Raw genomic sequence first — 13,900 nt, forward strand, 5'->3', positions numbered from 1 at the left:
TTTCTCCGTGGTTTACAGACAGGACACCCGGAGCGGGCGTACTGTGACCCAACTTGTTCAGACAAGTTGTCGTCGTCTCACCTCCCCGCTCGTGTGCACCCCTGGAGTGACCGTGACAGTGTTCCTGCCGCGAACCGCCGTACTCACCGGTGGCCTCGCCGTAGCCGCCGCACTCGCCCTGAGCGCCTGCGGCGCCGCCCCCGACAACGCGTCGACCACCGCCGACGGCAAGAACGCCGCAACCGCCACCTCCGCCGCCGACCTCGGCGGCATGGACGCGCTGGTCAAGGCGGCCAAGAAGGAGGGCACGCTGCACATCATCGCGGTGCCCCGCGACTGGGCGAACTACGGCGCCATCGTCGACGGCTTCCAGAAGAAGTACGGCATCAAGATCGAGGACGAGAGCCCCGACGGCTCCAGCCAGGACGAGATCAACGCCGTGACCTCCCGCAAGGGCCAGGACCGCGCCCCCGACGTGCTCGACCTCGGCAGCTCCTTCGCGCTCAGCGCCGCCCAGCAGGGCCTGCTCGCGCCGTACAAGGTGGCCTCCTACGGCGACATCCCGGCCGCCCAGAAGGACGCGCAGGCCCGCTGGTACAACGACTACGGCGGCTACATCTCCATCGGCTGCGACGCCAAGCGCGTCAAGAACTGCCCGACCACCTTCAAGGACCTGCTCAAGCCGGAGTACAAGGGCCAGGTCGCCCTCAATGGCAACCCCACCAAGTCGGGTTCGGCCTTCGGCGGCGTCTACGCGGCCGCCCTCGCGAACGGCGGCTCGTTCGACGACATCCAGCCCGGCCTCGACTTCTTCGGCAAGCTCAAGAAGAACGGCAACTACACGCCCGTCGAGTCGACCCCGGCCACCGTCGAGAAGGGCGAGACGCCGATCAGCATCGACTGGGACTACCTGAACGCCGGTTACGCCGACGAGTTCAAGTCCAAGGGCGTGGACTGGAAGGTCGCGGTGCCCACCGACGGCCAGTTCTCCCAGTACTACTCCCAGGCCATCAACAAGGACGCCCCGCACCCGGCGGCCGCCCGCCTGTGGCAGGAGTACCTCTACAGCGCCGAGGGCCAGAACCTCTGGCTCAAGGGCTACGCCCGCCCGGCCCTGATGACCTCCCTGGACAAGGCCGGCACCCTCGACAAGACGGCCGCCGCCAAGCTCCCGAAGGTCTCCGGTACGCCCGCCTTCCCGACCGAGGCCCAGCAGAGCAAGGCCAAGACGGTCATCGCGCAGGGCTGGTCGAAGGCCGTCGCCGGATGACCACCGCTCTCACGAGGGTGGACACGGCGCCGCTCGCTTCACGGAAGCGGCGGCGCCGTGCCCCCGGCTGGCTCGCCGTCGTCCCGCTGCTCGTGTTCACCGCGATCGCCTTCGGGATCCCCGCCCTCGCCATGCTGAACGGCGCCTTCACCGTCAAGGACCAGACGACGGGCGCCAGTTCGTACACCGCCGAGAACCTGACCACCTCGCTGCAGGGGCCGTACCTCACCGCCCTGGCCGGCAGCGTCAAGCTGTCCGCCGTCTCCGCCGCCCTCGCCACGCTGCTCGGGCTGCCGCTCGCCCAGGCCGTCGTGACCTCGCGGTCGCGCGCGCTGCGCGAGTCCGTGCTCACCGCCTCCGGCGTCCTCGCCAACTTCGGCGGCGTTCCGCTGGCCTTCGCCTTCGTCGCCACCCTCGGCAACGCCGGTGTGCTGACCGTGCACCTGGGCCTCGCGGACAAGGGCTGGGACCTCTACAGCTTCTGGGGCCTGGTGCTGGTCTACCTCTACTTCCTGATCCCGCTGATGGTCCTGACCATCACCCCGGCCCTGGACGGCCTGCGCTCCCAGTGGCGCGAGGCCGCCCGGAACAACGGCGCCACCACCGTCCAGTACTGGCGGCACGTCGCCCTGCCGGTGCTCGCGCCCTCCCTGCTCGGCGGCCTCGTCCTGCTCTTCGGCAGCGCCTTCGCCGCCTACGCCACCGCCGCCGCGATGGTCGGCAGCGCGGTCCCGCTGGTCACCCTGCAGATCGCCGACGCCATCTCCGGCAACGTGCTGGTCGGGCAGGAGAACGTGGCACTCGCCCTCAGCCTCGACATGGTCCTGGTCGCGGGTGTGGTGATGGCCGTGTATCTGCCCCTGCAACGACGGAGCGCCCGATGGCTCGACGCCTGACCCCCTGGCGGTGGGCCGTCCTCGGCCTGGCCGCGCTCTACTTCCTGGTCCCGCTGGGCGCCTCCGTGATCTTCACGGTGGACGTGCCCGGGCAGGGTGTCACCTTCGACGCCTACACGCAGATCGTGTCCGCCGACGGGTTCGTCTCCAGCCTGCTGCTCTCGCTGGAGCTGGCCGCGGCCACCATCGCCGTCGTCCTGCTGCTGATGGTGCCCGCCGTGGTCGCGCTGCGGCTCGGCGCGCCCCGGCTGCGGCCGGTCGTCGAGGTGGTGTGCTCGCTGCCGCTGGTCGTGCCGCCGATCGCGTTCGTCGCCGGGATCGCGACCGTCCTGAAGTGGGGCCCCGACCATCTGTCCCGGACCCCGCTGTTCCAGACGTTCGTGGCGATCCAGAACCCGAGCTTCCCGGTCGTGCTGGTCCTCGCCTACGTCGTGATGGCGCTGCCCTTCGTGTACCGGGCGCTGGACTCCGGGCTGCGCGCGATCGACGTCCGCACCCTCGTCGAGGCCGCCCGCAGCTGCGGCGCCTCCTGGCCGCAGGCCCTGGTCCGGGCCGTCCTGCCCAATCTGCGCGGGGCGCTGCTGAACGCCTCCTTCCTCACGCTGGCGCTGGTGCTCGGCGAGTTCACCGTGGCCCGGCTGCTGGGCTTCGAGCCCTTCGCCGTGTGGATCTACAACGTCGGCGGCTCGCAGGCCCAGATGTCCGTCGCCGTGTCCGTGCTGAGCCTGCTCGTCACATGGGCCCTGCTCCTCGCGCTCGCCGGTGCCGGCGGGCGTACCCGAACCGCTTCGTCCCGGGGATGAACCAATGACCGCCACCACGCTCGACACGACCGTCACGGAGAAGGCCGCCACGGTCGAATTCCGCGGCCTTCGCCGGGAGTTCGGGTCCACCGTCGCCCTCGACGGACTCGACCTCGCCGTGCGACCGGGCGAGTTCCTCGCGCTGCTCGGCCCGTCCGGCTGCGGCAAGACCACCGCGCTGCGCATGCTCGCCGGGTTCGAACACCCGGACTCGGGCGCCGTGTTGGTGGACGGCGAGGACGTCACCCACGTCCCGGCCCACCGCCGTGACGCCGGGATGGTCTTCCAGTCGTACAGCCTCTTCCCGCATCTCAACGCGGTCGACAACGTCGCCTTCGGGCTGCGCATGCGCAAGGTGCGGACGGCCGAACGGCGTTCGCGTGCCGCCGAGTTGCTGGAGCTGGTCGGCCTGGGCGACAAGGGGGAGCGGTTCCCGCACCAGCTCTCCGGCGGCCAGCAGCAGCGCATCGCGCTGGCCCGCGCGCTCGCCCTGCGCCCGCGCGTGCTGCTGCTCGACGAGCCGCTGTCGGCGCTCGACGCCAAGGTACGGCTGACCCTGCGCGAGGAGATCCGCAGGCTCCAGCAGGAACTCGGCATCACCACGCTCTTCGTGACGCACGATCAGGAGGAGGCGCTGTCCGTCGCCGACCGGGTAGCCGTCATGCGCGCCGGACGGCTCGAACAGTGCGCCGCCCCCGCCGAGCTGTACGGGCGGCCCGCCACCGCCTTCGTCGCCGAGTTCGTCGGCACGATGAGCCGCATCCCGGGCGCCTTGAAGGACGGCTCGGTCGAGGTGCTCGGACAGCGGCTGCCGGTCGACGGCGAGGGGCCTGCCGCGACCGAGGTCGACGTGCTGGTGCGGCCCGAGGCCGTCCGGGTGGCCGCGGACGACGAGGGCACCGCGCGTGTCGTCGCCACGGCCTTCCTGGGCGCGGTCGTCCGGGTGACCGTCAGGCTCGCCGACGGCACCGAGGCCAAGGCCGACCTGCCCGCGCACGAGGCGGCCGGACTCGGCGCCGGAGCCGCGGTGAGCGTGTCGCTGCCGGAGCGCCCGGTGCTCGTGGCCGAGCGAAGCGACCGGTAGCGGACGCACCGGCCGGTGGCGGACGCCCCGACCGGTAGTGATGCACCGAGCGGTGGCGGACGCCCCGACCGGTCAGCGCAGTTGTCAGTCTGTCAGTGAAGAAAGAGAGAAACGTGACCCCCCACCCCCGACTCCCGCTCCAGGCCGTTCTGTTCGACATGGACGGCACGCTCGTCGACACCGAGCGACTGTGGTGGGAGGCGGTGGAGCAGGTCGCCGGACGCCCACTGACCGAGGCGGACCAGCCGGAGGTGCTCGGCCGTGCCGTCGAGGACACCGCCGAATGGCTCGGCGCGGCCACCGGCAGACCGGCCGACGGCATCGCGCGGGAGCTGCACCGGGAGTTCGTCGCCCGGGTCCGCACCGGCATCGTGCCGCGCCCCGGCGCACTCGACCTGCTGGACGCCCTCGCCCGCGACGGCGTGCCCACCGCCCTGGTGACCGCGTCCCCACGCGCGGTCGCCGACACCGTGCTCGAAGCCCTCGGCGCCGGCCGCTTCGCCGCCTCCGTCACCGCCGACGACACCGGCCGCACCAAGCCCGCCCCCGATCCGTACCTCGCCGCCTGCCACGCCCTCGGTGTCGACCCGGCGGCCTGCGTGGCGGTCGAGGACACCGGTACCGGCGTCAGTTCGGCGGAGGCGGCCGGGTGCGCCGTCCTCGCCGTGCCGTCCCTCGCGCCGATCGAGGCGGCGCCCGGCCGGACCGTACGCGACAGCCTCGTCGCAGTCACCCCGGAGGACCTGCGAGACATGGTCGGATACGAACTGCGCGTCATGACCTGGAACCTGTGGCTCGGCGGCAGCCCGGTCGACGACCACCGTGCCAAGCAGCTCAAGGTGATCCTGGAGAGCGGCGTCGACGTGGTGGGCCTCCAGGAGACCGGCGGCACCGCGGCCCAGGAGCTCGCCGACGCCCTGGGCTGGCACCACCACCGGGCCGGGGAGAACCTGGGCGTCATCAGCCGCCACCCGGTCACCGCCCGCTTCGGCGACCCGGACGTCGGCTTCTACGGCGCCGCCGGGGTCCGGATCGAGATCGCCCCGGGCCGCGAGGTCGACGTCTGGACCGCCCACCTCCACTACACGCCGTACGGTCCTTACGAGTCCGCCTTCGACGCTCTCCCCTCGGACGTGCTCATCGCCCACGAGGAGGTCCGGCTCACGCAGATGCAAGACGCCCTGGACCGGATCGCCGAGTCGAACGGCGACGGCGTGCCCGTCGTCCTCGTCGGCGACTTCAACTGCCCCTCCCACCTGGACTGGCCCGACGTCGAGTGGCCGGTGACGAAGGCGGCGGAGCGGGCGGGGCTGCGCGACTCCTACCGGGAGGCCCACCCGGACCCGGACACGGCCCCCGGTCACACCTGGTCCCCGATCCATCCGGTGCACGAGGACGGCAGCGGCCGGCCCGAGCCGCAGGACCGCATCGACTACGTCCTGCACCGGGGTCTGACGGTGCTCGACTCCCGGACGCTGGTCAGCGGAATCCCGCGCCCCTGGCCCGACGTCGCGGGCAACGACTGGCCCTCGGACCACGCCGCGGTGGTCACCAGGTTCTCGGTGCCCGGGAACTGACCGGGGGTTACCCGGGGCAACCATTGCGGTGCAGGTGGCGATCCCGTAGGTTGTGCCGGACTTTCTACTGACTGGTAACACCGGCAGGTATTCATGCGCTGGCCCGTCGGCCGTCCCACCACCGTCCGCACCCGGATCGTGGCACTCGCACTCGCTCCGGTCATGGCCCTGATGGCACTGTGGAGCTTCGCCATGGTGTCCGTCACCGGCGAACTGCGTGCGCTGATCCGGCTCCAGGGGGTGTACGAGGACTTCGGCACCCCCGTTGACACGGCCATCGGCCAGATCCAGATCGAACGGCGGCTCTCGGCCACCTACCTGGGCGCGGGCCACGACACGGCCGCCGCCGGGAACCTGCTGGCCCAGCAGCGCCGCACCGACCGCGCCGTGAGCGCCATGCGCGACGCGATCCGGGACGGCGACCGCAGCCGGCTCAGCGACCGGCAGCGGGAGACGCTCGACGCGATGCTCCACGCCACCGACGGACTGGACGAGCTGCGCGACCGCGTGCTGTCCCGGCGGATCTCCTGGGACCGGGCCGTCACCGAGTACGGCGCGCTCGTCGAGCCCGGCTTCGACGTCCAGTCCACGCTCACCGCCCTGCAGGCCGGGCAGCTCGCCCGGGAGGCGCAGGTCGTCATCGAGCTTGTGCGGGTGCGGGAGTTCGTCTCCCGCGAGGACGCCCTGGTCGCCGGGGCACGGGCGGCGGGGACGCTGTCCGACCGGCAGTACGACACCCTGACCGCGACGATCGAGGACCGGCGGGTCTTCGAGCGGACGTATGTGCCGGACCTGCCGTCCGACTCGCGCGCCCTGTTCGAGGAGTTCCAGCGCGGCGACCTGCACCGCTCGCTGGTGCGGGGCGAGGACGCGCTGCTGCGGGCCGGCCCGGCACACGCCGGGGAGGCCGTCGCGGCCGGCACCTGGCGGACGACCAGCGACCGGGCCGTCAAGCGCTATATGCAGCTGTGCACCCGCTCCGCCGAGAACTCGGCCGCGCGCGGGCGGGCGTTCGCCTACCAGGAGCTGACCAAGGCGGTCGTCGTCGCGGTGGCCGGGCTGGCCGCCGTGGGAGTGTCCCTGTGGTTCGCGGTGCGCGGCGCCCGGCGGATCTCCCGCCGCCTGGAGACGCTGCGGGACGCCGCCGACGTGCTGACCACCCGGCAACTGCCGGACGTGATGCGACGGCTGAGTGCCGGTGAGGACGTGGACGCGGTCGCGGAGGCGCCGCCGCTGGCCGCCGACGAGGTACGGGCCGACGAGATCGGCCAGGTCGGCCGGTCCTTCAACGCCGCGCGCCTGGCCGCCGTCGAGGCGGCCGTCAAGCAGGCCACCCTGCGGCGCGGGCTGTTCGCGGTCCTCCTCAACATCGCCCGCCGCAACCAGGCGCTCGTCCACCGCCAGTTGAAGCTCGTCGACACGCTGGAGCGGCGCACCGAGGATCCGGACATCCTGCGCCAGCTGTTCCGCATCGACCACCTGACCACGCGTATGCGCCGGCACGCGGAGAGCCTGATCATCCTGTCCGGCGCGGTGCCAGGGCGCAGATGGCGACGGCCGGTGCCGGTCGCGGACGTGGTGTCGGCCGCGGTGGGCGAGATCGAGGACTACACGCGCGTCGTGGTCCCGCCGATGGCCGAGGTCGGGGTCGCGGCGGACGCCGTGGCCGACGTGGTGCATCTGATCGCCGAGCTCCTGGAGAACGCCACGGTGTTCTCGCCGCCGCACACACAGGTCACCCTGCGCACCGGCCGGGCGTCCGGCGGCTTCGTGCTGGAGCTGGACGACCGGGGCCTCGGCCTCGACCCCGACCAGCTCGCCGACGCCCATCGCACCCTCACCGACCCCGACGCCTTCGACCCGACCCGGCACGACCGGCTCGGCCTGTACGTCGTGGGCCGCCTGGCCGCCCGTCACGGCATCCAGGTCACCCTGCGGGACTCGCCGTACGGCGGCACGACCGCGGTCGTACTGCTGCCGTCGACGCTCCTGGCCGAGCTGGAGCCAGAGGCAGGCGACGGGAGCGCGGAGCCGGACACACCTGTACGAAGCCTGCCGTCACGGCGCGGACCGGGCGCCCCCGGCCGAGCGGAGGCGTCGGTCTCCGGGCGCGCCCCGGTCAAGGATCTGTGGGCCGAGCCCGGCCGGCCGCCGGGCCCGACGCCGGAAGGCGGCCGGACGGACGCCCCGACGCCGCAGCACGGTCGAGCGGACGGCCACGCGGCGGACGCCGAGCGGGCGGAGAGCCGTCGGATGGAGACTTCGTTCGCTGAGCACGGCCGGGCGGAGGGGCGCCCGGCGGACGACGGCCGCGGGGAGTTCCCGGTGCCTGAGTCCGGTCGGGTGATGCGCTTGGTCACGGAAAGCGGCCAGGTGAGGGGGCCGATGGAGGGCGGCTGGGCGAGGGAGCCCGTGGAAGGCGGCCAGGTCAGCGAGCCCGTGGAGGGCGGCCAGGTCAGCGAGCCCGTGGAGGGTCTCGACGCCGGCCCCGACGCGGACGCTCCCGGCACGGACGCTCCCGCTCCCCACGCGGCTGCTCCCGCTCTGCCCACCCGCGTTCGGCAGGCCTCGCTCGCCGCACCGCTGCGCGACGACCCGCCGCCCCGTGATGCCGCCCCGGAGCGTGAGGTCGACGCCGAGGAGATGCGGGCGGTCTTCGGCGCCTTCCAGCGCGGCCTCGAACGGGGCCGCAAGGGGCTGCCCACGACCACAGACGCCGACGAAGGGACGGACGCCGACGATGCACGGTGACGAGACGACACACGGTGACGCACAGACCCACGAGAACCGGGCCGGAGCACCCGACGCCGGCCTCGGCTGGCTGCTCGACGACCTCGTGGCCAGGACCGACCACGTCCGTCAGGCCGTGCTCCTCACCGCGGACGGCCTGCCGCTGAGCGCCTCGGAGGGCATGCGCGGACGGGACATCGAGCACCTCGCCGCCGTCTGCTCCGGCTTCCACAGCCTGGCCCGCTCGGCGGGGGAGCGGTTCGAGGCCGGAGAGGTTCGGCAGACGATGGTGATGCTCGACGACGCCTACCTCTTCATCACCCCCGCCGGCGACGGCAGCCGCCTGGCCGTGCTCAGCGAGGTGCAGACCGACGTCGGACAGCTGGCCCACGAGATGGCGCTGCTCGTCCGCCGCCTCGGCCGCCACCTGGACGCCGCCGCACGCCCGGCCACCTGATCCGGCCGTGAGCGACGACCACTGGTACGAGGACGAGACTGGGTCGATGGTGCGTCCCTACACCGTCACCCGGGGCCGCACCCGGCCCTCGGAGCGGCACACCATCGACCTGATGTCCCGGGTCACCGCCCTGGAGACGGGCACGGCACAGCCGGGCGTCGACCACGCCCGCACCTCCCTGCTCGACCTGGTGCGCCGCGGCCCGCGCCCGGTCGTCGAGCTCGCCGCGGACGCCGACCTGCCCCTGACCGTCGTACGTGTGCTGCTCGGCGATCTGGCCGAGGCCGGGCTGGTGCGCATCGACGAACCGCGCCGACTGCCGGTCTCCGGCCCCGCGGCCGACCCGGAGCTGCTCCAGGAGATCGTCGAGCGGCTGCGCGAGCTCTGACACCGGCTGCGTTCGTACAGCGCCCACTTCAGGGCGTATACGCAGGTCAGGCCGACGGGACGGCTCCGGTGGGCCACGATCGCCCGGATCCGTGGCCCGAGGGCACGCAACGAATCGCCGCTCGGTGCCGGGTGCACGCAACGAACCGCTCACCGGCGCGCAACGGCTCCTCCTTGTCCGGCCAAGTCCGGCGAACGTACCTTCTAACTGGCCCCCAAACCCCTCCGTACCGGTGAGGAACACGCATGCGTACCGCCCTGCTCCAGAGCTCCGGCCGCCCCGGCTCGACCGTCGAGAACCTCAAGGTCCTCGACGAGGCCGCGGGCCGCGCCGCCGCCGCGGGCGCCGCGCTGCTCTCCACGCCGGAGATGTTCCTCACCGGGTACGCGATCGGCGACGACATCGGCCGCCTGGCCGAGCCCGCCGACGGCGACTCGGCCGACGCGATCGCCGAGCTCGCCACCCGGCACGGTCTGGCCATCGCCTACGGCTACCCGGAGCGCGACGGCGACACGGTCCACAACTCCGTCCAGCTGATCTCCGCGGACGGCACCCGCCTCGCGAACTACCGCAAGACCCACCTCTTCGGCTGCTTCGAGCGCGACCACTTCACCCCGGGCGACCAGCCCGTCGTCCAGGCCGAGCTGAACGGCCTGACCGTCGGCCTGATGATCTGCTACGACGTCGAGTTCCCGGAGAACGTCCGCGCCCACGCCCTGGCCGGCACCGATCTCCTCGTGGTGCCGACGGCGCAGATGCATCCGTTCCAGTTCGTCGCCGAGTCCCTCGTCCCGGTGCGGGCCTGGGAGAACCAGATGTACGTGGCGTACGTCAACCGGGTCGGTCCGGAGGGCGAGTTCGAGTTCGTCGGGCTGTCCGTCCTCGCCGGTCCCGACGGGGTCGCCCGCACCCGGGCCGGCCGCGCCGAGGAGCTCGTCCTCGCCGACGTCGACCCCGCCTTCCTGGCTGCCTCCCGTGAGGCGAACCCGTATCTGAAGGACCGCCGCCCCGGCCTCTACGGGTCGCTCGTCTGAACCTCCCGCCCCACGAACACCGCTCCGCCGAACCTCCCTCAGAACTTCCCCCGAGTTCTTCCCGCGCAAGGAGTCCGTACCCCATGACGTCCACGGTGCCCAACGCCGTCCAGCACGCCGACGAGCAGCAGCCGCCGATCACCATGTTCGGCCCGGACTTTCCGTACGCGTACGACGACTTCCTCGCCCACCCGGCGGGTCTCGGCCAGGTCCCCGCGACCGAGCACGGCACCGAGGTCGCGGTCGTCGGCGGCGGTCTGTCCGGCATCGTGGCCGCCTACGAACTGATGAAGATGGGCCTCAAGCCCGTCGTCTACGAAGCGGACCAGCTCGGCGGCCGACTGCGCACCGTCGGCTTCGACGGCTGCGACGAGTCGCTCAACTGCGAGCTGGGCGCGATGCGCTTCCCGCCGTCCTCCACCGCCCTCCAGCACTACATCGACCTGGTCGGCCTGGAGACCAAGGCCTTCCCCAACCCCCTTGCCGAGGCGACGCCTTCGACCGTCGTCGACCTCAAGGGCGAGTCGCACTACGCCGAGACCATCGACGACCTGCCGCAGGTCTACCGTGATGTCGCCGAGGCCTGGAACAAGTGCCTCGACGAGGGCGCCGACTTCTCCGACATGAACCGCGCCATGCGCGAGCGGGACGTGCCGCGCATCCGTGAGATCTGGGCGAAGCTGGTCGAGAAGCTCGACAACCAGACCTTCTACGGCTTCCTCTGCGAGTCCGAGGCCTTCAAGTCCTTCCGGCACCGCGAGATCTTCGGCCAGGTCGGCTTCGGAACCGGCGGCTGGGACACCGACTTCCCGAACTCCATCCTGGAGATCCTGCGCGTCGTCTACACCGAGGCCGACGACCACCACCGCGGTATCGTCGGCGGCTCCCAGCAGCTGCCGGTGCGGCTGTGGGAGCGCGAGCCGGAGAAGATCGTGCACTGGGCCTACGGCACCTCGCTGAAGTCCCTGCACGAGAACGGCGAGCCGCGCCCGGCCGTGACCCGGCTGCACCGCACCGCGGGCAACCAGATCACGGTGACCGACGCGAACGGCGACATCCGCACCTTCAAGGCGGCCATCTTCACCGCCCAGTCCTGGATGCTGCTGTCCAAGATCGCCTGCGACGACTCGCTCTTCCCGATCGACCACTGGACTGCCATCGAGCGGACCCACTACATGGAGTCCAGCAAGCTGTTCGTGCCTGTGGACCGGCCGTTCTGGCTGGACAAGGCCGTCGACGACAGGGGAAATCCGACCGGCCGGGACGTCATGTCGATGACGCTCACCGACCGTATGACGCGCGGCACCTACCTCCTGGACGACGGTCCGGACAAGCCCGCCGTCATCTGCCTCTCCTACACCTGGTGCGACGACAGCCTGAAGTGGCTGCCGCTGTCCGCGAACGAGCGGATGGAGGTCATGCTGAAGTCGCTCGGCGAGATCTACCCCAAGGTCGACATCAGGAAGCACATCATCGGCAACCCGGTGACCGTCTCCTGGGAGAACGAGCCCTACTTCATGGGCGCGTTCAAGGCCAACCTGCCCGGCCACTACCGCTACCAGCGCCGCCTGTACACCCACTTCATGCAGGACCGGCTGCCCGAGGACAAGCGGGGCGTCTTCCTGGCCGGCGACGACATCTCCTGGACGGCCGGCTGGGCCGAGGGTGCCGTCCAGACCGCGCTGAACGCGGTCTGGGGCGTCATGCACCACTTCGGCGGCACGACCGACGCGGCCAACCCGGGCCCGGGTGACGTCTACGACGAGATCGCGCCGGTCGAGCTCCCCGAGGACTAGGCCAGGACCGGGCCAGGACCTGGCCCGGTCCTACACCCCGGCGGCGCGGGCCCTCTCGTAGACCTCCGAGGCGACGTCCTTGAGCTCCTGAGCGTCCCGCGCGGAGTCCTGGAGGTCGACGAGGATCTCCTCCAGGCCGATCGCCGCGTGCGCGACCAGGTCCTCCACGATCTGGTCCGCGTTGCCCTGGAAGGGGCGGCGGTCGGGGCCGTCGTAGGGCTTGGCCGAGTAGGCGGCGTTCACCCGCAGGACCGTCTGGACCGGCTCCTTGCGCCCGCGCTCGGCCGCCAGGTCCTGCAGTTGGGCCCACTGGGCGGCGATCTGCTCGACGCCCATGCCCACCGGCATCCAGCCGTCCGCGTGGTCGACGAGCCGGGTCAGGGCCCGCTTGTTGCTCGCGGCCAGCAGGATGGGGATCGGCCGGGCGGGCTTGGGCCCGACCACGGCCGACTCGATCTTGGTGAGCCGGCCGTCGTAGCGCACCGGGTCGGGGCCCCACACCGCGCGGCAGACCTCGATGGTCTCGTCGAGCACCTTGCCGCGCTCCGCGATCGGCCGGATGCCGGCGGCCGCGTACTCGTCCAGCGACCAGCCCGTGCCGAAGCCGGCAATCACCCGGCCGCCGCTCGCCGCGTCGAGTGTGGCGAGGGACTTGGCCAGCTGGAACGGCTGGTGCAGGGGCGCGACCAGCACGCTCGACCCCAGCCGGATCCGCTCGGTCGCCGCGGCGGCGAGCGTCAGCGTGACCAGCGGCTCGGCCACACCGCGGTAGGAGTCCGGCCAGGGCATGCCCTCGATGCCGTACAGGCCCTGGGTCGCGGGCTCCGGGAACAGGGCCCGCTCGTACACCCACAGACTGTCGTATCCGATCCCCTCGGCGGTGCGTGCCACATCGGGCACGTCCTTGCCGAGGGCGTACTGCCGATTCTGCGGAAGGCTGAGTCCGAGCCTGGTCGCCATGTGCCGAGTGCTCCTTCGCGATCGGTTTCCGCTGCAACCTACAACGATCACCACGGAGTTCCGGTGAGGCGTGGCGGGGATGGCCGGATCGGGTCGCCTCAGTCGGCGAGCGGGGTCAGCAGCATGCGCCCGGCGAAGCCCACGGCCGCGTCGAGGCGCTCGGTGAACTCCTCGGCGACGTCCTCGAACCGGCGCAGCGCCCACAGGGCCCGCGCCGCCGACCAGGTGGCCTCCCGGGCGCGCTCCAGGCTCCACGAGCCGAGCAGATGGGTGAGCGGGTCGGCGATCTGGAGCAGATCGGGGCCGGGCATCAGATCGTCGCGGATGCGTTCCTCCAGCGATACGAGGAGGTCGCCCACGCGGTCGAACTCGCCCTCCAGATCGGCCGGTTCGCAGCCGAGCGTACGACAGGTGTCCACGACGGCGAGCGCCAGATCGTGGCCGATGTGCGCGTTGATGCCCGCGAGGGCGAACTGCAGGGGGCGTACACCGGGATGGCGGCGGAGCTGGAAGAGCGGGCGCCAGCAGGCAGGCGGACGGCGGCCGTCCGCGACCGCGTCCACGGCGGCGAGGTACCGCTCCGCGAACCGCACGTCCAGCGCGGTCGCCGCCCGCGGGTCCGCGAACTGCCCGGCGTCCAGGCGCCGTTCGACCTCCTCGGTGACGGCCAGGTAGACGCGGTTGAACACCGCGACCCCGTCCCGCTCGGGCAGGGCCGAGTCCAGGGCACGCATCCGGGCGACGACGGTGTCGACACAAGCGGTGAAGTGTTCCAACTGCGTCATGGGGGAAGGGTCCCAGCCCTGGGCCGACCGGCGTGCCGACGGGCCCGGTGCTTCCCCACAACGGGGGAACGCCCCGTTGCGCGAGCGCAGGGTGGGGGGAGGGGAGCGGCACCGTGTCCG

The 13,900-nt window shown here is 72.1% G+C and carries 12 protein-coding genes; 10 read left to right on the forward strand and 2 right to left on the reverse strand.

Annotated elements, in window-relative coordinates; translation table 11 throughout:
- Positions 1-112: 112 nt before the first annotated feature.
- The 10 genes from AB0I54_RS17560 to AB0I54_RS17605 all read left to right on the forward strand — a co-directional run bounded on the left by AB0I54_RS17560 (position 113) and on the right by AB0I54_RS17605 (position 12,035).
- Entirely contained in the window at positions 113-1,270 is a 1,158-nt protein-coding gene (locus AB0I54_RS17560) for an extracellular solute-binding protein (RefSeq protein ID WP_363296863.1), read from the forward strand.
- Positions 1,267-2,166: an ABC transporter permease subunit gene (locus tag AB0I54_RS17565; RefSeq protein WP_363296864.1), complete on the forward strand. Its 900-nt coding sequence runs from the start codon at positions 1,267-1,269 to the stop codon at positions 2,164-2,166. The genes AB0I54_RS17560 and AB0I54_RS17565 overlap by 4 nt, the downstream gene beginning before the upstream one ends.
- The gene (locus AB0I54_RS17570) at positions 2,151-2,969 is read left to right on the forward strand and encodes an ABC transporter permease subunit (RefSeq protein ID WP_363296865.1); all 819 of its coding nucleotides are present in this window, start codon (positions 2,151-2,153) and stop codon (positions 2,967-2,969) included. Before AB0I54_RS17565 ends, AB0I54_RS17570 begins: the two co-directional genes overlap by 16 nt.
- 4 nt (positions 2,970-2,973) lie before the next feature.
- Positions 2,974-4,053 carry an ABC transporter ATP-binding protein gene (locus AB0I54_RS17575; protein WP_363296866.1) on the forward strand — a complete coding sequence of 360 codons (1,080 nt, stop codon included), beginning with the start codon at positions 2,974-2,976 and terminating at the stop codon, positions 4,051-4,053.
- Positions 4,054-4,166: 113 nt separating this feature from the next.
- The gene (locus AB0I54_RS17580; RefSeq protein ID WP_363296867.1) at positions 4,167-5,630 is read left to right on the forward strand and encodes an HAD-IA family hydrolase; all 1,464 of its coding nucleotides are present in this window, start codon (positions 4,167-4,169) and stop codon (positions 5,628-5,630) included.
- Between the two features lie 93 nt (positions 5,631-5,723).
- On the forward strand, positions 5,724-8,381 hold the full coding sequence (locus AB0I54_RS17585) for a nitrate- and nitrite sensing domain-containing protein (protein ID WP_363296868.1): 2,658 nt from the start codon (positions 5,724-5,726) through the stop codon (positions 8,379-8,381).
- A complete protein-coding gene (locus AB0I54_RS17590) occupies positions 8,371-8,817 on the forward strand; it encodes a roadblock/LC7 domain-containing protein (protein WP_363296869.1) in 447 nt (148 codons plus the stop codon). The genes AB0I54_RS17585 and AB0I54_RS17590 overlap by 11 nt, the downstream gene beginning before the upstream one ends.
- A 7-nt stretch (positions 8,818-8,824) precedes the next feature.
- Positions 8,825-9,205: a DUF742 domain-containing protein gene (locus tag AB0I54_RS17595; protein ID WP_363296870.1), complete on the forward strand. Its 381-nt coding sequence runs from the start codon at positions 8,825-8,827 to the stop codon at positions 9,203-9,205.
- A 245-nt stretch (positions 9,206-9,450) separates the two neighbouring features.
- Positions 9,451-10,239 (forward strand): carbon-nitrogen hydrolase family protein, encoded by a 789-nt coding sequence (locus tag AB0I54_RS17600; protein ID WP_363296871.1) that lies wholly within the window; start codon positions 9,451-9,453, stop codon positions 10,237-10,239.
- Between the two features lie 83 nt (positions 10,240-10,322).
- A complete protein-coding gene (locus AB0I54_RS17605) occupies positions 10,323-12,035 on the forward strand; it encodes an NAD(P)/FAD-dependent oxidoreductase (protein WP_363296872.1) in 1,713 nt (570 codons plus the stop codon).
- A gap of 30 nt (positions 12,036-12,065) precedes the next feature.
- Here the strand turns inward: AB0I54_RS17605 and AB0I54_RS17610 are convergent, their stop codons facing one another.
- Complete coding sequence (locus tag AB0I54_RS17610; RefSeq protein ID WP_363296873.1) at positions 12,066-12,995, reverse strand: LLM class F420-dependent oxidoreductase; 930 nt, start codon at positions 12,993-12,995, stop codon at positions 12,066-12,068.
- Between the two features lie 98 nt (positions 12,996-13,093).
- A complete protein-coding gene (locus tag AB0I54_RS17615) occupies positions 13,094-13,780 on the reverse strand; it encodes a DUF5995 family protein (protein WP_363296874.1) in 687 nt (228 codons plus the stop codon).
- Positions 13,781-13,900 lie beyond the last annotated feature (120 nt).

The organism is Streptomyces sp. NPDC050625 (assembly GCF_040654755.1).
In the GTDB taxonomy this organism is placed as follows: domain Bacteria; phylum Actinomycetota; class Actinomycetes; order Streptomycetales; family Streptomycetaceae; genus Streptomyces.